At 46.0% G+C, this 20,122-nt stretch carries 12 protein-coding genes, 1 tRNA gene and 1 pseudogene; 5 read left to right on the top strand and 9 right to left on the bottom strand.

Annotated elements, in window-relative coordinates:
* Positions 1-8 precede the first annotated feature (8 nt).
* The gene (locus QUA62_RS15955) at positions 9-2,129 is read left to right on the top strand and encodes a ShlB/FhaC/HecB family hemolysin secretion/activation protein (RefSeq protein ID WP_333405325.1); all 2,121 of its coding nucleotides are present in this window, start codon (positions 9-11) and stop codon (positions 2,127-2,129) included.
* A 169-nt stretch (positions 2,130-2,298) separates the two neighbouring features.
* On the opposite strand, the gene QUA62_RS15950 is transcribed toward QUA62_RS15955, so the two are convergent.
* On the bottom strand, positions 2,299-2,697 hold the full coding sequence (locus QUA62_RS15950) for an alr0857 family protein (RefSeq protein ID WP_333405323.1): 399 nt from the start codon (positions 2,695-2,697) through the stop codon (positions 2,299-2,301).
* A gap of 247 nt (positions 2,698-2,944) precedes the next feature.
* Positions 2,945-3,460 (bottom strand): HNH endonuclease, encoded by a 516-nt coding sequence (locus QUA62_RS15945; protein ID WP_333170480.1) that lies wholly within the window; start codon positions 3,458-3,460, stop codon positions 2,945-2,947.
* A gap of 567 nt (positions 3,461-4,027) precedes the next feature.
* Here QUA62_RS15945 and QUA62_RS15940 point away from each other — a divergent pair.
* Positions 4,028-4,363 (top strand): ribbon-helix-helix domain-containing protein, encoded by a 336-nt coding sequence (locus tag QUA62_RS15940; RefSeq protein ID WP_039886507.1) that lies wholly within the window; start codon positions 4,028-4,030, stop codon positions 4,361-4,363.
* A 513-nt stretch (positions 4,364-4,876) separates the two neighbouring features.
* Positions 4,877-6,208: a D-alanyl-D-alanine carboxypeptidase gene (locus QUA62_RS15935; RefSeq protein WP_333405369.1), complete on the top strand. Its 1,332-nt coding sequence runs from the start codon at positions 4,877-4,879 to the stop codon at positions 6,206-6,208.
* Between the two features lie 177 nt (positions 6,209-6,385).
* Here the strand turns inward: QUA62_RS15935 and QUA62_RS15930 are convergent, their stop codons facing one another.
* A complete protein-coding gene (locus QUA62_RS15930) occupies positions 6,386-7,492 on the bottom strand; it encodes an N-acetylmuramoyl-L-alanine amidase-like domain-containing protein (protein WP_333405321.1) in 1,107 nt (368 codons plus the stop codon).
* Positions 7,493-7,999: 507 nt separating this feature from the next.
* On the opposite strand from QUA62_RS15930, the gene QUA62_RS15925 reads away from it, so the two are divergent.
* Positions 8,000-9,175, top strand: a complete 1,176-nt coding sequence (locus tag QUA62_RS15925; RefSeq protein ID WP_333405319.1) for a serine hydrolase — start codon at positions 8,000-8,002, stop codon at positions 9,173-9,175.
* A gap of 269 nt (positions 9,176-9,444) precedes the next feature.
* Here the strand turns inward: QUA62_RS15925 and QUA62_RS15920 are convergent.
* Both QUA62_RS15920 and QUA62_RS15915 read right to left on the bottom strand, forming a co-directional pair.
* Positions 9,445-9,516, bottom strand: a tRNA-Gln gene (locus tag QUA62_RS15920).
* Between the two features lie 101 nt (positions 9,517-9,617).
* Positions 9,618-12,425, bottom strand: coding sequence for a GAF domain-containing protein (locus QUA62_RS15915; protein ID WP_333405317.1), 2,808 nt, complete (start codon positions 12,423-12,425; stop codon positions 9,618-9,620).
* 742 nt (positions 12,426-13,167) lie between these two features.
* Between QUA62_RS15915 and QUA62_RS15910 the strand changes: the two genes are divergently transcribed.
* The gene (locus tag QUA62_RS15910; RefSeq protein ID WP_006631154.1) at positions 13,168-13,554 is read left to right on the top strand and encodes a response regulator; all 387 of its coding nucleotides are present in this window, start codon (positions 13,168-13,170) and stop codon (positions 13,552-13,554) included.
* A gap of 147 nt (positions 13,555-13,701) precedes the next feature.
* On the opposite strand, the gene cheB is transcribed toward QUA62_RS15910, so the two are convergent.
* The 4 genes and pseudogenes from cheB to QUA62_RS15890 form a co-directional block, all read right to left on the bottom strand.
* Positions 13,702-14,787, bottom strand: coding sequence for a chemotaxis-specific protein-glutamate methyltransferase CheB (cheB, locus tag QUA62_RS15905; protein WP_333405315.1), 1,086 nt, complete (start codon positions 14,785-14,787; stop codon positions 13,702-13,704).
* Between the two features lie 250 nt (positions 14,788-15,037).
* Positions 15,038-17,536, bottom strand: coding sequence for a hybrid sensor histidine kinase/response regulator (locus tag QUA62_RS15900; protein ID WP_445301669.1), 2,499 nt, complete (start codon positions 17,534-17,536; stop codon positions 15,038-15,040).
* 221 nt (positions 17,537-17,757) lie between these two features.
* Positions 17,758-18,057 (bottom strand): annotated as a pseudogene (locus QUA62_RS15895) (methyl-accepting chemotaxis protein); the annotation flags it as partial.
* A 507-nt stretch (positions 18,058-18,564) separates the two neighbouring features.
* On the bottom strand, positions 18,565-20,031 hold the full coding sequence (locus QUA62_RS15890) for a methyl-accepting chemotaxis protein (protein WP_333405313.1): 1,467 nt from the start codon (positions 20,029-20,031) through the stop codon (positions 18,565-18,567).
* Positions 20,032-20,122: the final 91 nt, after the last annotated feature.

The raw sequence follows: 20,122 nt of genomic DNA, 5'->3' as shown, positions 1-20,122 counted from the left end.
AATACTAAATGATAAACTGGCATAGTCAAGCAGCCGACAAACTTATTTTAGAGAAATTATTAATTATGCGCCCGAATGCAAATATTGCACTATTTCGGTTGGGAATTTCACTTCTAACTGGGTTCCCGATGGCTTGCTTTTATGCCAATAAAGCTATATCCCAAACAAAGGATATTTCTCAGTTGCCCATCGCCGCTGACAACTCCGCAGATAGGGGCAATCAAGTATTAGCACTGCAAAAACTGGAAATCAAGCAGGATGAAACAGCAACCAACTTAAATCAGTTTCCCGATTCGATCGACACCAACCCTGAACCAGAAACACAATCGAACCCCGCCGAGAACAGCCAAGATGCCTGTTCCACAATCGATGGAACTGGTTGTGGTGCGGGCATCTTGCCCGAACAAACAAATCTGGTTGACAACGATCCCCAATGTCAGAACCAGCTACATTGCAATCATGTTTTAGCCCAGAACCAACCCTCGCTGCCTCCAAACCTGCCATCGCCGCCGACGGAGCCCGATCCAAATCGCGATCGATTTCTGCAACCGGCCCCGCAGCCTTCCCCAGAACCTCCCCAAGTACCGCCCACAGTAGCACCGCCGCCCCCGTCGCCCGTTCCCCCAACGCTGCCGAATACACCTATTGAGGTGCAGAAAATTCAAGTAGTTGGCAGCACAATTTTAAGCCAAGACGAAATTAATGCCTTAGTCAACCCGTTAGAGGGCCGTTCTGCCACCCTAGAACAGCTCAAACAAATCGCCGACAAAATTACCGAAATTTACCTCAATCGTGGCTACATCACTTCGAGAGCAGTCTTGCCACCCCAAACTATCACCGCAGGGGTAGTCCAAATTCAAGTGATTGAAGGCAAGCTAGCCAGAATTGAGGTAGAAGGAACTAAAAGATTGAATCCAAGTTACATCCGCAGCCGGATTCGACTCGGTGCCGGAATGCCTTTAAGCACAGCTTCATTAGAAGACCAACTCCGGCTGCTGCGAGTCGATCCTTTATTTGACAATGTAGAAGCCAGTCTGCGGGCTGGGGATAAGGAAGGCGAGAGCATTCTGATCGTCCGAGTCTCGGAAGCTAATCCGTTTCAACCTACTTTCAGCATTGACAATTACTCGCCTCCCAGTGTCGGTTCCGAAAGATTGGGAGTTAATTTGCGGCACCGCAATATAACAGGAAATGGCGACGAACTGGCAGGGGCTTATTATCGATCGCTCGGCGATTCAGACGTGTTTGATTTTAGCTATCGCGTCCCACTAAATGCGATGAACGGCACTTTGCAATTGAGGGCGGCGCCGAATCGCAACAGTATCGTACAACCACCTTTTAACCGTGCTGACATTTCGGGAAAATCGCATTTATTTGAAATTAGTTACCGCCAGCCGTTGCGGAGAACCCCGATCGAAGAATTTGCCTTATCTGCCGGTTTTACTTATCAGACAGGTAGAACTTTTCTCGCCGGCGAACCGGTTCCTTTTGGCATCGGCCCGGACTCCAATGGTGTCACCACTACGAGTGCAATTAAGCTGGGACAGGACTACATTCGGCGCGACCCGCAGGGTGCTTGGGCCGTGCGATCGCAATTTACGATCGGCACTAGCTTGTTTGATGCTACTCAAAACGAAGGTTCTAAGCCCGACGGACAATTTTTTAGCTGGCTGGGTCAAGTGCAGCGAGTACAGCGATTGAATGACAAACATTTATTAATTTTGCAGGCAGACTTACAGTTGTCAGCTAATAGTTTGTTGCCTTCACAGCAATTTGTAATTGGCGGCGGGCAATCTTTGCGCGGCTACCGCCAAAATGTCCGTTCTGGGGATAACGGCTTCAGAGTTTCGATCGAAGATCGGATTACTTTGCAGCGCGATGCTTCGGGAAATCCCAAACTTCAATTGGCTCCTTTTTTGGATGCCGGTATGGTGTTGAACGTTGCGAACAATCCTAATAAATTAACCAATGAGACATTTTTAGCAGGTGTGGGTTTGGGGGTAATCTGGGAACCGATACAGCGGGTGAACTTGCGCGTAGATTACGCTTTCCCATTGGTGAGAATTAGCGATAAAGGCGATAATCTGCAAGATAAGGGCATTTACTTCAATATAATTTATACGCCATAAAATGAGGGTTCAGCACCTCTGGTAGGCATATAAATTGTCTGTTATGGCAGAGGGGAGATGGGAAGAGTGGGCGAGTGAGAAAGAGGGAGAAAGTGGTGGAGTGGCAGATGAAGAAAATATTTCCTTCTTGCTTCTTCCCTCTTCCCTCTTCCTTGTTCAACATCCAATATTAATCGCCGACTTCCCCAACAACCTCCGTAGCAGCCTGAGTTTCGAGCCAGAGTTTCAGCAGCAAGAACTCGACCCGATCGCCCAAAACAGTCGCAAACACGCCGTCAGCCCCCTCAGACGCGCCAGAAATCCACGTACCGCGCAGTGTCACTTCTACAAAGTCAGCATCAGCAACACAAAGCTCGATCGCATCGTTGTCGTTTCGGCGGGCCTCAGATTCCAACAGAGGCAACGCCGGCAAATTCGCGGGCAGCAAAAATGCCGCAGTGCTCGGTTCGACGCTGATGCTTTGACCAACTCGCATAGCCAGCACAACTCGCAGCGCCACTAACTGTTCGGGAGATTGAGCCAAACGCTCCAGGTTAAAGCCCGTTTCAGTGTAAGTCAACTTCAGCATATTGACAGCCCTAAATTTGGAATTGAAAGTTTAAAATTGAAAATCGGGAATTGGGAATTGGGAATTGGGCATCGGGCATCGGGAATTGGGAATTGAGCATCGGGCATTGGATAGGTCGGAATGAAAAGTTTGCTATTGCGACCTAAAATCCTTTTCAATTACAGGACTGAATTAGCTATTAACTATTAGCTATTACCAATTACCAATTACCAATTACCTGTTTGGCCCATGCCCCATGCCCAATTCCCTATTCCCCTATTTGATATTCGTGCCAAAACAGTTCGGCAAAAGCAACAGTGGGGTGTATGGGGGCCTTCGGCTTAGTTCGCAGAGACATTCCGGCTTCTATGGGAGTTCGATCGCCCTTACGAGAGTTGCACCGTTCGCAAGCAGTCACCACGTTGTCCCAAGTATGCGGGCCGCCCTTCGATCGAGGCATCACGTGATCCAGCGTCAAATGTCGGTTGCTACCGCAGTATTGGCAAGAATGAGCGTCGCGGCGCAGAACTTCCCGGCGATTGACCGGGGGCACTTTCCACAGGCGTTCCCTGTTACCAAAAGTCAAGCGGATTTGTTCGGGTACGTGGATGCTGGTGCTGGGCGATCGCACCACCCAGCCGTTGCCAATGCTAAAATCCAGAGGTTCAGCCTTGCCTGTTACCAACAGTACGATCGCCCGTTTGATGTTGACACGGCTCATCGGTAGGTAATTCTGAGAAAACACCACCACAGATTGCCTCAATACATCAGTTACTACGGTCACGGCTTGCTCCTCCTCGTCAATTTTGGATTTTAGATTTTGGATTGTGAATTTTGAATTTTGGGTGGTTCGTCAGCATTGGTTAAATCTGGTTTTTTGCCAGTTCCCCAAGCGGATCGAATTTCTCAAATATCCAATCAAATGCCCCCGCTTCTCTTACTTAGAAGCGGGGGCTAGAAAAACTGCTAAAGGCAAATTTTCATCCTGTCTTGGTACAGTCGTTTAGCTGTACCTCCCGCTTCGCGTATCTCGATATGGCTGTGCCACTTGCAGACCGTCTCGGTCTATCTCGTTGTAATTAATTTCTGCAATTTGTCCTAATCCACTATAACCGTGTTTATTTAGGCCCAAGCCCGCCCACGAGGTCGCTGCGACAGTCGCAAAACCCGTCCTAAAGACGTGCCGTAACGACTCGGAGCGACCCCTGGGGCGATCGCACTTCAGTTGATAGGTGGAGTAGGTGGGGATAAATTTCACAGCAGGCAGAAAGTGGTAAGAGAGCTTTAAATCTAGCTGTAAACATACTACACTGATATTACACATATGTCCACCCGTCACGGAGAAAAAATTATGCATACCCTACCTAGAACCTCAACCACCGAAATGGAAGTCACCAGCATTCGACTCGAAAGAGAGCTCAAAGAGAGACTTAAAGAGCTCGCAGGCAATCAAGGCTATCAAGCTTTGATTCGAGATTTGCTCTGGAATTACGTGCAGCAGAAGTCTGGAGAGTATCGCCAGATGTTTTCTCGATCGGATATTCGAGCCAGCATTAATGCCACAGCACAGCAGGAGGAACGCTGCGCGCTTACAGGAGAGTTGATTCGACCGGGCGGGCCGATGTTATTAGGCCTGACGATGCACGGCGAAATGGTGCCGCTGAGTATAGGGAGTATGGCTGGATAAACCAGTTTATCGAAAATTTGTCAGAGCGATCGGCCTGGGGTGAAGGCCCCAGGCGCTGAAGATCATACTATTTTAGATTTTAGATTTTAGATTTTAGATTTTAGAATTGGCAATGACTTATAAGATAAGGGTTGGGAGCTTGCCTAGAGTTGCATTGCTTTTGGGAACTGGTATAACAATACTTCAAACATTTTTTGATAACCAACCGTAGAATAAGGGTTTCAAGGCTCCAAGGCAATCGAGCTACCAACGAAAATTCAGGGTTTCAGATTACGAACTAAAAACAGTCCGGGCTATTGGTATAAAATCCCGCAGTATTTAAACAATATTTATTTAACCAACCCCGAAGACGCGAACAGCGCGAAGAAAGATGGAGAAGAAGATAGCTAATGTTAGCAGTTCGCAATTCTGGTAACGCAGCTCCGGATGCTCCAAAACGCGCGGGCTAGTGCTAAAATTTCCATCGGGCGTGCCGAACAGACGATCGTACATTTGATGAAAAAAATTAAAGTAATGCTGAAAAACCGCTACTTGACCGCTGCGAGTTCGATCGCCCTTCTCACAATTATTGCCGGATGCGCCGCTACTGAATCACCTCAACTTGCATCTCCCTCTCCTGTAGCTGAATCTTCCCCGCCGCCAGTTAAACCAAGTCAGCCTCAGCCCTTAATAGTCTCTGCTAAGAATCCCGAAACCCCCACAAATACCAAAATCCAGCAATATCTCAACGGGTTGGCAGCCCAAGGTTTTGCCAAAGAAGACCAAGGGATCTGGATGCAATCGGGCAATACTTTGTTAGCCAATCATCAAGGTACAGTTCCTCTGTCGGCCGCTTCTATTACCAAAGTAGCAACATCTCTGGTAGCACTGCAAGAATTCGGGCCGGAACATCAATTTATCACCTTAATTGGTACAACTGGAAAAATTGAAAACGGCGTATTAAAAGGCGATTTAATAGTTCAGGGAAGCGCAGATCCGTTGTTTGTTTGGGAAGAGGCGATCGCCCTCGGTAACGCCTTAAATCAAAAAGGGATTAAGCGAGTCACTGGCAATTTGATAATTGTTGATAAGTTTTACATGAATTTTGAACTTGATCCCCTCAAATCTGGAGAATTGCTCAAACAAGGATTGAACAGTGAAATCTGGCCCAGCGAAGCCGCCGCCCAGTATCAAACACTACCTCCAAATACGCTAAAACCCCAAATAGCAATTGAGGGTACTGTAAAAGTTTTGTCAGCACCTCCCAATGACGTGCAGCCTGTAGTCAAACATTCTTCTTTGCCCCTTGCCGAACTGATAAAAAAAATGAATCAGTACAGCAACAATCTCATGGCAGATATGCTAGCTGATACTGTCGGCGGCGCCAAAACAGTCGCGCAAAAAGCAGCAGCAGCAACCGGAGTTCCGCCCGCAGAAATTCAACTCGTCAACGGTTCGGGATTGAGCGAAGAAAATCTCATTTCTCCCCGGGCTGCTTGTGCGTTGTTTATAGCTTTAGAACGCTATCTTCAACCTTACAGCATGACAGTTGCTGATGTCTTAACTGTTGTTGGGAAAGATGAAGGAATACTGGCAGAACGGGCGCTTCCCAAATTAGCAGTAGTCAAATCGGGCACGTTGGATAATGTTAGCGCCTTGGGCGGAGCATTGCCCACTCAAAAACAAGAAACAGTGTGGTTTGTGATTATGAATCGCGGGGCCAATGTCGAGACATTTCGCACTCAGCAAGAGGTTTTGCTGAAAAGCTTTTTGAATGAGTGGGGAAGTGTTCAAGTTTCGCCGCCCGAATTAACGCCAAATCCTGCTAGAAGTAGTAAGGTATCTCGCAGCGAAATTGTCAATTGATTTGAGGCTTACGCATGGGGGCCCAGAAACCGGGTTTTTTTACAAAAATACTTCGTTGCAACCCGTAAATTCAGCAAAAAACGCGGTTTCTTTAGTTTGTAGGGTGTGTCAGCACAGAAAAGTGGAATTTGCAGCTAAAATAATGCAAGCTAATGCACCCTACGAGTACAAACCCATTTAATTAGGGGTTTTCGCCCTAGCTACCACAATGCCGATCGCACTTTCGACTCTCCTAATATATCTGTGCAAGTCGTAAGCAACTGTCACCTCCCCAGCAGGCGAAGCGTGAATTAAACCAATATTGCCGTCAGCACTGCGGTAGACTAAACCCGTGTGGGTGACATCCAATCCTTTAACATCCGTGGCTACCGCTACAATATCCCCTGGTTTTAACTGAGAATAAACACTTTTTATCCGATTTGTCGGGATGTAATTAACAGTAGTTTTGGCTAAGTCTGCTTCTTGGCTGACTATGCACTGATAAGTTGCTTCGTCTTTGACCATTTGCGGGTAACTGCTGCGGTGCTGGCTCATGAAATTTAGTGTTTTATTCATGGGAACTCCACCTAATTCAGCGGTGATATTTTCCACAGTTTGCCGTTTTTGATTGTCGTTAATCCAGTCGGAAAAATAGTGCAATCTGCTGCAATAACCGTTCATTTTACCGTTTAAGTACCGCTGTTCTTCTATGCGAGTGACAAAATTTTGATAGTCGTAATCTTGTACTGCTACGCCCCTGGCGATCGCCAAAACAGTTTCTACAAATAAAACGCAATCAAATTTATTCAAAGTTACGATCAACTTTTCTTCGCCGGATTCGTCCAGCAAACCAGCGGCGTAGGGCTTTCCCCGGAAGTTATCGGCGATCGCCTGGACGATTTCTCCGATCGAGCGATCGTGCAAATTTTGTCGTTTAGCATACTGTACAACCTTTTCAAAACGTGCTATCTCTTCTGGTTGTGCAGCGGTTTCTCTCTTGGGATTATTGGAGTCAGGTCGTCTTGCCAGCACCTCCAGCAATTGGGAATAGGAAATTTCAGGTAAATTGTTGAAGTCCCAAAATATACTTGGGAAACTGGAAACAGTTTGCTTGTTTGTTACTTCCCCATTTTCCCTTTCTCCTGTCAACTCTGGCACTACATCCGCGCCCTGTCCTTCTGTTTGTCGCGAGACAACAGATTCTGCAGCAGGTTGAGACTGAAATGCCCAAACATCAGGGATCAAAAAATTATTTACCCAGGCGATCGCAAATCCTAAAACCGCCAGACTCCAAAAATTTCTCATGTTTTTCAAAGGATTTTGCTTCCACTGAGTGCTATCCTGAAATTTTTACAATTATTTAGAACTATAAATCAGCCTAGCAGACAGATAAAATTGGCAACAGCGGACTCGATCGACACACTTGTCATTTAGACGCCGCCCTATTATAAACTGATCGTGCGAGTTTGATACCACAAAACTGCAATGCAAGTAGAACGCCGACGCCGCCCCATCGGGCCCCAACGCCCAATCGAGTCCCGACGCCAAAGCAGCGAGCGTCCAGTCCAGTCCCGACGCCAAAGCACCGAGCGCCGAGTCCCATCTCGTCGCCCAATCCAGACCCAACGCCCCATAGACCTCTTGCAAAAGTCGGTCTCAATTCTTGAAATTCTCTGGGTTAATCTGCGTTCATCTGCCTTGTATCTGCAGTTGACCGAGCGAGCAAAGATTCATGCAACAGATCTAATCCAATCCCGACGCCAAAGCAGCCAGCGCCCAGTCGGACGCCGACGCCAAAGCAGCGAAGGCCCAGTGCCATCTCGTCGCCGAGTGAGGACGAAATTTTCTCGGCTAAAATACCGTAACATTTTGTGTTTAATCGCCGGAGCGATCGCGATCGGTTGGATTGTCACAATACCGTTCAGAATTCGCCGTCCCCCAGAACCGCCAGTCATCTTGACTCAACAGCCCATCTCGCCTCAAGAAACACTCTCGCCTCCGACAATTGAACCATCGGAAAATTTAGCCGATCGTCAAAGCGAGCCTACCTTTAGCTACAACATCAAAACACCTCCCAATCCAGTTTATTCTCAAGAATTGCAAGGGATTGTTGATGAAGCTGTGAAAATTGCGACCAGCAAAGGACTACCCGCAGAGCCCCTATCAATTACCTTATTTGATGTCAGCAATGCCAAAGCTCACAGCTTCGCCGGATATCAAAATCAAACTCTCCGATTTCCCGCTAGCGTTGCCAAGTTATTTTGGATGGCAGCCTTTTACTCAGCCCTAGAAAAAGGCATCATTACGCAAAGAGAATCTGCCTTTACGAACGACCTAGAACAAATGGTTCGCGTCTCGAACAACGATGCTGCTAGCCGAATTTTAGACCAAATCACAGATACAAAATCCGGGGGACGGCTCGCAGGAGAAGAATTGCAAACCTGGCTGAAAAAGCGCAATCAAATTAACAGTTTTTTCCAGTCAGCAGGATACAATGATATTCGTATAACCACCAAAAATTATCCCATACACTATTTAAAACAAGAAGGTCCAATCGGTCGCGACTTGCAATTGCGGGGCGATCCTTCCCAGCCGATTCGCAATCAAGTAACTACCGACCAAGCCGCCAGATTAATATATGAAATCTATACTAGGCAAGCGGTTTCCAGCGTCGCCAGCCGCAAAATGGCTTACTTGCTGACGAGAGACTTAGACCCCAAGGCATGGAAAAATGACCCCAGCAACTCCATACAAGGATTTCTAGGCGAATCTTTACCAACTAATATTTATTTTGGTTCCAAAGTAGGCTATACTTCCAAATCCCGCAGCGAAGCGGCATTTGTCAGAACTTTAGACGATCGCGCGATTTATATCTTAGTTGTTTTCGCAGACGATCCGGCTTATGCCAAGGACGAAACAGCATTTCCGGCAATTTCCCGATACGTTTTCGATCGGCTAAATGCTCGCGGACCCAGCAGTTTGCAGTGAGAGCGAGTAGGGCGGGTTCACTCTTTTTGTATGAGGACTTACGCAAAACAACGTGTTTGGGCCAAAAATCCGCAGTGGCGACCTAAGAAACCGATTTCTCGATCGCCAATCTACGCTTTTAGGCCAAATCTGCAGCAAGAAACTCGGTTTCTGATATCCTGTGAGCAACCCCTAATTAGGTTTGTAGTTAGGCAGTCGTTTTTCTCTCGTCGGACGAGCGGTGACTCTAAACTATCAGTTAAATAATTGATTGACCGAACACAATTTAACTGGGGCGAAAGGATTCGAACCTCTGAATGGCTGGACCAAAACCAGCTGCCTTACCACTTGGCGACGCCCCAACGTCTTAACCTTCACTATCTTAACATTCAAACACTGGAATCTGTCAAGCATTTTGACAATAAAATTTAAAAAATGTTTTTGGAACCGATCGCCGGCCGGTTTATTCTTTGATCGCAGGGGGGCGAGCTACCGGGATTTCAATCCTGAAATCCGCTCCCTGTCCCGGTTTCGAGATACAGTTCAAGCTTCCTCCGTGTTTTTCCACCACAATCTGGTAGCTGATAGACAAGCCGAGTCCCGTACCCTTGCCCACAGGTTTAGTGGTAAAGAAAGGGTCAAACAAGTGGCATTTAGCTTTTTCGGCCAATCCCGGCCCGCTGTCTTGAATCCGAATCACCACAACTTGACCGCTCGACTTTCCTGACTCACCAGCCTCCGAGTCTGGGTCCACCAGCGCCGTCGAGATTTTGATCGTCTTGGGTGGGGGCTGATTTTCCAAAGAGTCGATCGCATTCGCCAAAATATTCATAAATACTTGGTTGAGCTGCCCGGGATAGCACTCTACCTTCGGCAAGTTGCCGTAGTCTTTAATTACCTCAATTCCCGGTACGAGTCCGTTTGACTTCAGGCGGCTCTGCAAAATCAGCAGCGTGCTGTCAATCCCTTCGTGAATGTCCACCAGCTTCATCTCTGCTTCGTCGTGCCGCGCAAAGTTCCGCAGAGACAGGACAATTTGGCGGATGCGTTCGGTTCCCATCTCTATTGAAGACAGAATTTTCAGCAAATCCGGCACTAGGAAATCAACATCGATTTCTTCGCTTTTGTCGAGAATTTCGGGGCAAGGCTCCGGGTAGTGCTTTTGATACAAGTGCAGTAAATCCAGCAAATTCCTCATGTACTGCTTGCAATAAGTCAAGTTGCCGTAAATAAAATTAACCGGATTGTTAATTTCGTGGGCGACGCCGGCGACCATTAGACCGAGAGAGGACATTTTTTCGTTTTGGATGAGCTGAGCTTCTTTCTGCTGCAACTGCTGCAAAGTTTCCGTCAGTTGGCGGGCTTGAGTTTGAGCGGCTAAGGCTGCCGCCCGGGTTTGGGCGTAGAGTTCGGCTTGGTCGATCGCGATCGCCAGTTGATCCACCACCGCTTGCAGCAATTCCACTTCGCTCGTCGTCCAGGAACGGTGGCTGCTGTAATGGTTGCAAACTACAGCACCCATTTGCCCGGAGCGAGTCTTGAGCGGCAGCAGCAGGTTAGAAACAATGCCGAGACTGGTCAAAAAATCTCGCGTGGGCGGTTCTATGCACAGTGCTGTTGCCGCGTCCCCGATCCGGAGTGTTTGGCGGTGGCAAATTTTCTCGGCCAGCAGGGTTACTTGTTCGATCGGGTATTCTGTAAGCCGCTCTTTCAGTTCGGGATTTGCCGCCTCGTGGGTGATTGCAAAGCTTTGCTGCCCGTCTTGCGAGATGGAATACCACAAAAAGTAGCACTGGTCAACCTGCAACAAGCTGCGAATTTCGTTGACAGCCGTATCTAAAATTTTGTCGAGGTCGAGGGAATTCCGCATCTGGCTGGCAAGGCCGAAGAGCAGGCCTTCCCGGCGGCTCAACAATTCTTCTCGGGCCGTAATGCGATCGATCGCCACGGCGATGGCGTTAGCCATGCAGCCCAGAACTTCTAGCGCTCCGTCGCTTGCCAAAGCGCTACTGCACAAAGCCATCAGTCCCACCAGCCGCTCCTCCACAATCAGCGGATAGGCAATGGCGCAGAGAGACGGGTTCGACAGTAGGCATACAGGAGCCGTTTGGAGTTTTCCCGGTTCTGCTCGCACCCAATCTTTTATTTCCCGTTCCCACCCTTCGGTGCTGAGTCCTGAATCTGCCTGCAATTCTAACTGCTCTGTCTGCGGGTTGAACGTCCAGATGCTCGCCTCTTTGGCGTCGAGGTAATCTACCATTGCCTCGGTGCAGCGGTTGAGGATGGGCGATATTTTCCCACCTTGTCCGAGGGCTGCACCGACTTTAGCTTGCAGAGCTCCCAAGCGAGCTCGCTCTTGTAGGGACGCTGCCGTTAGTTGGCGATCCGATGTGTCCCCGGAACCGACAAAGATTTCTCGGATTTGTTTGGTATCGTCCGCGCGCCCGATGCTCGCTGAAGTTTCCCACAAATATTGAGATTGGCCTGTTTCCTCCAGCGTCGGGAGCTTTTTTGTGCCGTATATTCTCCTGCTGCTCTGTGGGGTATGTACGGCACACAAGCTGGATGGGTTCGAGCCAGAAACTAACTCCGAGATTTGCGGGCTGTCCGAGCTGATATCTTCTGCCTCTGCCAACTGTTTCTGGGCTTTGACTAATTGCCAGCGCAGCTCCACCAAACTCGCAACTTGCCGACTCAAAGCTTGGATAGCTTCTATGGTTTCTTTTGTCAAGTCTCTCGGTACTGAGTCCATGACCGATAGCACTCCCAGCATCTGCCCATCTGAGGTCATGACTGGGATGCCGGCGTAAAATTTCACGAAGGGGTAGAAAACCGTTAGGGGATGCTCGCCAAATCTCACGTCTGTGGAAGCGTCTCGAACAATGGCGGCAGGCAGTTCTTTAAAGGAATTTATAGGGAGTTCGATCGCAGATTCGGGAGCAACTCGCGGTTTTTGCAGGGGGATTGCCTGGTCAAATTCCGAGTTTGAGTTTGAACCGACTGCGAACTCTTCGGAAATTGTGTCCAGGGCGCGATCGCAAAAATTCAGGTAACGCTGGGCCAAACTTTGATCGATACCTAACTGGGACTTCAACCAGTGGCGGTTACCGTCAATCAAGCTCAAGAAAGCAATAGGAGTTCGGCTAATCTGAGCTGCCAAGCCAACTAAATTGTCCAAGCAAGCCTCGGGAGCAGAGCCGAGAAGCGGATACAAGTCAATGTTATGGAGCTTGAACACTTTTTTACCAAGAGGCAAGGGTGCTTTCATCATGTGTAACTGCCGGTTTAGTTGCTGGCAACCGCCCTTCTCAATACTTCCCTTGAAAAACAAGCTATGAATTCTGTGCTGTGAGACTCTGGGCGCAAGTTCGGCGCAGGTTGCTTGCGCCGAATTCAGACTAACCTCTTGACCGATCTGGAAACTTTTGAGTTATGGGAGTTAGAGTACCCCAAATCTTAAGACTATATTAATTATACTTCCCGTTGACTATGCTTTTGAATACCTCCGGCTCTCTAAATCTAAGAGCCTCTGTTGAGAGGAAGCAGCTTTCCAAAATATAACGCGATTGCTTACCTAGAATTTTTTAATCAGTTTAATTGTATTTTAACAAACTTGTCTAATCCTGGGTAGCTGGCTTGCTGGTAGATTTAAATCAGGGGTGTGTGCCACAATACCAGTGTCCTTTAGCGAGCTGTGCCTTAGACGGTCGTTCAACTACAGTTAGGAGATGAATTACAAAAGATTGGTAAGATGTTAAACTTTGTAACAATAGTTACTCCAACTCGACCTTCTAGGGTTTCTGGGCCCAGATGCACATTTTGCAACTGTTGTAATCGCTGAGCGACAACTCTCCCAATCCCTTTTTTCGAGTTTGATGTAAAAAAACAGGACTAAACTTTCTACTAATGTTCCAACGGGGTTGGCAACTATTGCACAGAGGCAACTCTAAAAAAATGACGGGCGGAAGTATGTTTTGTATTTTCAAGAACTATAAATAAACAGGGAGAAGAATATGTCTGCAAGTAGCAGTCAAGTACCAACTATTTTGGCAGTTGATGATAGCGTCGTGATGCAAGGACTTGTTAAACAGGCCTTAAGCAAAGAGTTTCGAGTTCTCGTAACCGACAATGCAGTGGATGCTTTGTCAACGATTTATCACGAACAAATTTCTGTTTTGTTGCTCGATGTTTCGATGCCTGGTATTGACGGATTGGAACTCTGCCGCACGGTGCGGAGCTTGCCTCAGTTTCAGAATTTGCCGATCGTAATGCTGACAGCGCGAGATGGAGCTTTTGATAAGGTACAGGGGCGTTTGGCGGGAGCAACAGAGTATTTAACTAAGCCGTTTGATGCTGAGAAGTTGCGCGAGGTAATTGGTAAGTTTATCAAAATCAAATAATCGGACTTAGAAAAAAATTCAGTTTTGAGTAATGATGAAGTAATTTGAGTAATTAATGAACTAAAAAGTTGCGATCGCGCTTTCTTATCCCCGATTTTTTTAACAAGTCCCGGATAGGGGTATTCTGCACTATTTGGGGGGTAAGTCCTAAATTTTTAATTTAGCCAGGATTAAGGGAGCGATCGCACTGACAGGTAGAACATATTGGGCGGCACCGAGGGCGATCGCCTCCTTGGGCATTCCGAAGACAATGCAGCTAGCTTCGTCTTGGGCGATTGTCAAACCGCCCTGTTTAGCGATAGCCAACATTCCGTCAGCACCATCTCTACCCATTCCTGTCAGCAAAACCCCCGCTGCTGCACGACTATAAAAATTAGCTACCGACTTAAATGTCACCGTTACAGAAGGGCAGTGTCCCATGACAGGAGCAGCCTCTGAATAAACAAATCGCCCTTGAGAGTCCAATTCTAAATGACGTTTTTCGGGCGGGAAATAAACAGTCCCTGCTTGTGGCAATTCCCCAAAAGAAGCTATCTTAACTGGCAGTTTCGATTCATTACCCAGCCAATCAACTAACCCTTGCAAAAAACCTTCACTGATGTGCTGGACACAAATTACAGGCACGGGAAAACTAGCCGGAAGTTTAGAAATAATGGCGTATAGTGCTTGCGGTCCCCCTGTAGAAGCTCCTATAGCCAATACTTTAATGGTTTGATATTTAAGATTTTCGTGGGAAAACTTGTAATTAACAACTGGTGTTTGGTTGATTTTTACCAGTGGGTTATTATCTTCTGTTTGTATAATTTTTTGATGCCGTGTAAATACTTTAACTCCTGAGACTATTTTAATTTTAGCTATTAATTGATTTCCTAGCCGCTCGTAATCTGATACCAAGCCACCAATCGGTTTCGGAAAAACATCCAATGCACCAGCATTTAACACTTGAAATACATTCTGAGTATCATTCGCTTGTACTGAAGCACTAATTACTAAAATTGGTAGCGGATATTTCTTCATTACTTCTTTCGTAAATTCTAATCCGTTCATTGGTGCCATGTTCAAATCCGTACAGATTACTTCAGGGTGAAGTTTCGGGATTAATTCTAGTGCTTCTAACCCGTTGCAAGCGGTTCCTACAACTTTGATTTCGGGGGAGGACTCAAAAATTCGTTTGAGGACGATTGTAACTACTGGAGAATCTTCAACTAACAATACTTTAATGGGCGATAACATCAGTTTGGGGGGAAATTGGGAATGAGCAATTGAGAACGGGCAATTGGGAATGGGCGACTTGTACTGCCCTTCGACTTACTTCCCTTCGGCTTCGCGAGCGACTAAGCTAAGCACGACTCGCTCAGGAACCGCGTAGTCAAAGTATTGGGCCTTGGGAATCGATGCAATGGTAATTGTGCACTGGGCACTGGGCATTGGGCCTCGCTAATTAATAGTAAATAAGAAATGGCTAATAACTAAGGACTAATGACTAAACTAACCTGTTTAGTGTCTCTATGAGCACATCTTGATTGAAAGTCCCTTTAGGAATATAAGCATTTGCTCCCGCATCAGCTCCTCTTTTTCTATCTTCATCGGATGCCAAAGATGTTACTAAAATTATCGGTAACTCACTGTATTCTTTTTGCTCCCGAATCTTAACAGTCAGGGTCAAACCGTCTAAATTTGGCATTTGTACGTCAGAAATCACAGCATCAAAATGGCGAGTTTTTAATTTATGGAAAGCATCCAATCCGTCTACCGCTGTCACAACTTCGTAACCCGCACCTTCCAAAATGCGCTTTTCTTGAGTGCGCGTGGCGATCGAGTCTTCTGCTAAGAGTATAACTTGTTTTCTGGTGGCAGTCTCAAGTTGCGATCGCGCACCAGAAACCCCACGGGACGAAACTTGCTGGCGTACAGATTTTATCAAATCGTGGGGATTGAGTATCATACAAACTTCCCCAGTACCCAGAATTGTGGCACCCGAAACATTTCGCACCCGTTTCAGCAACTGACTTTGAGGTTTCATCACCACATCCTGTTCGTCTATCAAAGCATCTACCAATAATCCCAATCTTTCCTCCCCAACTTTCAAAACAATACAAGGCATTTTTGAATAAGTTGAATTGAGGAAGTCTGGGGAATTTTTTCTCAGAATTTCGCTCCCGGTTTCCTGTCTCAAATATCGATTTTTTGGCCAACCTTGTCTATGGTTTAATTCTAGTAAATCTCTCAGATGAGCAACTGACAGAGGCTGACCGTTGGAAAGTATAGTTTCCTTACCTTCTATAGCAAATATCTCAGACTGAGACACCTGTTGGGCCGTCTCTACAAACTCGACTGGCAGAGCATAAGGAATGTCTTCAACTACTACAATTAATACATTTGCTGTAGCTAAAGACGTGCTTATTTGCAGCCTCAAGGTGCATCCTTTCCCCGGTAATGACTCTACTTGAATACTACCTTTTAGGGCTTCAACATTAGTGCGAACTACATCTAAACCTACCCCGCGCCCCGATACTTCTGTAACAAAATTTTTGGTCGAAAAACCAGGACTAAAAATTAAAGATTGTACTTGATTCTCGGTCATTTCTGCCAGTTGTTCGCGCGTACAAATATTACGTTTTATAGCCGTTTGTTTAATGTTCTCTAAATTGAGTCCTCGACCATCATCAGCAACTTCAATAATAATATTGCTAGCAATATTATAGCCTTTAATGCGGAGAGTAGCCACGGGATGTTTACCTATTTTTTCCCGCTCTTCAACAGTTTCAATACCGTGGTCGATCGCATTTCTAATCATGTGCATTAAAGGGTCTTTCATTTCCTCTAAAATGCGTTTATCTGCTGTAGTTTCGCCTCCTTCAATCACTAATGCGACTTCTTTACCTTCCCGTTTTGCTAAGTCTCGAACAGTTCGAGGAAATAAATTAAAAATAGTAGACAAAGGCAGCAGTCTCAGAGTGCGAATTCCTGATTCTAATGCCTCAGCGATTAATTCGAGTCTGGCAGTATCTTCATAAACTCGATTTCTCAAGCGGTTGACTAAAGTTCCGAGACGTTCTAAACGTTCTTCTGTACGTTGATAGTAATCCTGCAATTGGCTAAATTTACCGTTGGCTTTAATACCGTTGTCATCTATTGGCATCCGATCGACAGTCAAGCTCGTTACAAAATATTCTCTGCTCCACTCTTCCCACAAAGTTGCAATTTGTTCGATCTCTGCAACTCGGTGTCCTAGCCGAGTTTTTGTGACAGCAAGTTCCCCTGCTTGAGTCATTAAATCGTCTAAATTTTGAGTAGCAACGCGAATGGTTTCAATGCGGTAAGATGAGGTTGAGGATGCAGTAACTGCCGACTGCGAAGCAGACGTAGCGGCGGGTCCAGAAGGTGCCGCCAAGTTTTGAGATTGCAGTAGAAATTCGGGCGGGGATTGTATGGGTAAAAAAGAGGAATTTGTCTCTAAGTTAAGGACTTCAGAAGTTTCAACATTGGTTTCTAGTTCTTGGGTAGGAGGCTCAGTAAATGGCGGTTCTACCAACGGCTGTTCTGGTACTTGTGAAGATGAGGGAGCTACTATTGAGGCTGCAGCCTGTCGCTGTGGCTGACTAGAAGCACCCATCATGCTAGCGAGGATGTAAAATGTATTAACGCCGGAATCTTCGCCCGTAACGGCTTCGTTAACGAGTTTCCGCATGGCGTCTAAACCTTGCAAAAGTCGATCGCTAATATCCGAATTCAGTTGAGTTTCTCCCCGCTGGATCGCTTCCAAAAGATGCTCCATTTGATGAGCTAAAGATGCTACATTTTTTACTCCCAGCATCCCCGCATCACCTTTAAGAGAATGGGTTTCCCGCAATAAGTGTTCTAACTTAGCTAAGTCGGCCGGATGTTGTTCTAAGTACAGCAATCCGTCGTCTAATTTCTGTAAGTGTTCTTGACTAGCGACTTTAAATACATCTCGCAGTTCTTGATCTTCAATCATCATATATGTTTTTGACTAATAGGTAATTGAGCAGAAATCACTGGTAATTGGTAATGATAATTATGTTGCATACTCAGTCGATTGCTAATGACTAATGACTAATGACTACACTACTTCTTTAAGATTAAATGCAGCTTCTGTGAGTTGTTGAGTACCGATTGTAACTTGAGTAATGCCGCTGACAGTTTGAGACGCACATTCCTTCAGAGAAATCATCGCATCACCTACTTGCTGAATCGCGAGGGTCTGCTGCTTAGCTTAACATTAAAAGAAATTTGCTGGTTGCTAGCAAACACAAGATTGCAAGGTTCCCTCACACCCATAAAAGCTGCTGCCGTATCTTGTGCTATTTTCACCCCTGCTGCAACCGTTTTGCGACTATCTTCACTTGCTTTCACCGTCGAGTCGATCGCGCCCTTAATTTCTGGAATAATACCATTAATCTTTTGGGCTGCTTGTTGGCTTTCATCTGCTAACTTACGAATTTTGCTTGCTACCACCCCAAAACCTTTACCGTACTCCCCGGCTCTGGTCGAGGCTGCATTTTTTGGAAAAAAGGGTTAATCATTGGTTACTGGGAATTGGTTACTGGTAACTTGTACGCTCCCATAGTCTAAGTATAGACAATAGGGAACTGGTAAGCGTGCGTAGCAGAAGTATAGGGAATGGAGAATGGGTAGTAAATAAAAAAAAACAACTCCCAAATAATAACTCACAAATCATAACTAACTACAGTGCAGATTGGATATCAACTCAGGTAACATCGGAATTAATATTACCCACAGTCAGGACGCCGCAGTGCCGTGCCCCTACAATTGATCGGGGTAGGGACTTAGGTCAAGCCGTGTCGTCGGTATCATTCCGATGCAACCGAAAACGATAGGAGATTAGGTTATGATTTGCTAATATAAAATTTATTACTCCCGTTAATATCGCTGGAATTGTACCGCGACAAATCGCCAAAGTAATTGCTTTAATTTTTAAGGATATATTTGGCCTTTTTGGGGAACTACTCATAATTCATCGCTCTCCTACAAAACTGCTTTCAAATCTAAGGCAGCTTCATTCAATTTTTGAGTGCCGACTTTAGTTTGACTGATACCGCAAGCGGTTTGGGCTGCGGCTTGATTGAGGGAGTTCATAGCTTGCACTACCTGTTCGATCGCGATCGATTGCTGTTGGGCATTCAGCGAAATTTGCTGAGAACTCAAAACCACATTGTTAATGGCATTGGCAACTCCTGCAAATGCTGCTGCCGTTTCTGAGGCAATATTCACGCCCGATTCCACAGTTTTAGTCCCTTCGTCTGTCGCCATTACCGTTGAGTTAATTGCCCTTTGAATATCCGCAACTAATAGATTAATTTGTGCTCCTGATTTTTTACTGCGATCTGCAAGTTTGCGAATTTCTGACGCCACCACACCAAACCCCTTGCCGTGTTCTCCGGCCCGGACTGCTTCAACAGCAGCATTGAGTGCTAACATATTAGTCTGATTCGCCAAATCGCTAACTACAGTTGAGATATTACCAATGTGATCTGTTTGCTCGCTCAACTCTATAATTTGTCCTTGGATATCCTGAACTTTAGTTTTCAAAATTGCCATTGCTTCTAAAGTTTGTTCTACAGCTTTTGTGCCACCTCCAGCTAAATTCAAGGCTTGCATTGCTTGAGCCACGGCGGTTTCGATCTGCTGTGATGTCGCCCTGGAAGAGGCTCCCAATTCGTCCATTGTAGTAGTAGTTTGATTTACTGAAGCTGCTTGCTGACTTGCCATACGTTCCTGTTGTTCCACGGTGGCTGCAATCTCAGTGGAAGAAGAGGCGATCGAGCTAATTGCCCGATCGATAGTTTGGGCAATTCCTGACGAAATCAGCCAAGCTATGCCCGCACCAAACACCACTAACAGCACCGAACCAACCAGCAGCGTCGATACCAAAAAGGTTAAAGCTTCCTTCGTCATTTTCGTTTTTTGCTTAAAGATACTTAATTCTGTTTCCCGAAATTCCCCGTTCACTTTTAAAAAATCATTCAGAAAATTTGTGTACTTCCCTGTATTAAATACAGCCATAGCTTTCGCTGTCTGATTTTGCTGCAGTAAGCGAACAATGTCTTCATTACAAGCATCATAATATTGATTGAGTAGCTCTCGCATCCTTTGCAAACGGGTTCTCTGTTCTGGATCTTTAACTGTATTCTCTATATTATTCGCCGACTGACGAGCCAACTCTGCACCTGCTTGAAAATCCTTTAAAAACTGCTGATTTTTATTATTAATTAAATACCCGCGCAGCCCCCGTACCATTTGCTCCCCACCTAGCGATATATTACTTATTTCCTCGACTACCTGCTGTACCCTTTCCGTTTCTTGTATATTTTTAAACACCTGATTTGTAGTAGCAATAACTAATACGGGAAACCCTAAGTATATAGCGGCTGGTGCTAGATATCCGAACAGCATCTTGTTTCTAATGTTTAAGTGGTTTATTTTAGCAAACATATTTTTCTCCTTGATTTAAGCAAGTGCCTACACGAATTAGGTTCCTTTGTCAAATAGCGCTTGAAAAGCAGATTTGGTATAACTAACTTCT

It is taken from the genome of Microcoleus sp. MON1_C1 (assembly GCF_036701945.1).
Taxonomy (GTDB): domain Bacteria; phylum Cyanobacteriota; class Cyanobacteriia; order Cyanobacteriales; family Microcoleaceae; genus Microcoleus.
This window is presented reverse-complemented; position numbering and strand designations above follow the sequence as displayed.

Bases quoted from the DNA above. Each gene is read 5' to 3' on its own strand.
- QUA62_RS15955 (WP_333405325.1), top strand. From the start codon at position 9: ATGATAAACTGGCATAGTCAAGCAGCCGACAAACTTATTTTAGAGAAA.
- QUA62_RS15950 (WP_333405323.1), bottom strand. From the start codon at position 2,697: ATGCTGAAGTTGACTTACACTGAAACGGGCTTTAACCTGGAGCGTTTG.
- QUA62_RS15940 (WP_039886507.1), top strand. From the start codon at position 4,028: ATGCATACCCTACCTAGAACCTCAACCACCGAAATGGAAGTCACCAGC.
- QUA62_RS15935 (WP_333405369.1), top strand. From the start codon at position 4,877: ATGCTGAAAAACCGCTACTTGACCGCTGCGAGTTCGATCGCCCTTCTC.
- QUA62_RS15930 (WP_333405321.1), bottom strand. From the start codon at position 7,492: ATGAGAAATTTTTGGAGTCTGGCGGTTTTAGGATTTGCGATCGCCTGG.
- QUA62_RS15915 (WP_333405317.1), bottom strand. From the start codon at position 12,425: ATGATGAAAGCACCCTTGCCTCTTGGTAAAAAAGTGTTCAAGCTCCAT.
- QUA62_RS15910 (WP_006631154.1), top strand. From the start codon at position 13,168: ATGTCTGCAAGTAGCAGTCAAGTACCAACTATTTTGGCAGTTGATGAT.
- cheB (WP_333405315.1), bottom strand. From the start codon at position 14,787: ATGTTATCGCCCATTAAAGTATTGTTAGTTGAAGATTCTCCAGTAGTT.
- QUA62_RS15900 (WP_445301669.1), bottom strand. From the start codon at position 17,536: ATGATGATTGAAGATCAAGAACTGCGAGATGTATTTAAAGTCGCTAGT.
- QUA62_RS15890 (WP_333405313.1), bottom strand. From the start codon at position 20,031: ATGTTTGCTAAAATAAACCACTTAAACATTAGAAACAAGATGCTGTTC.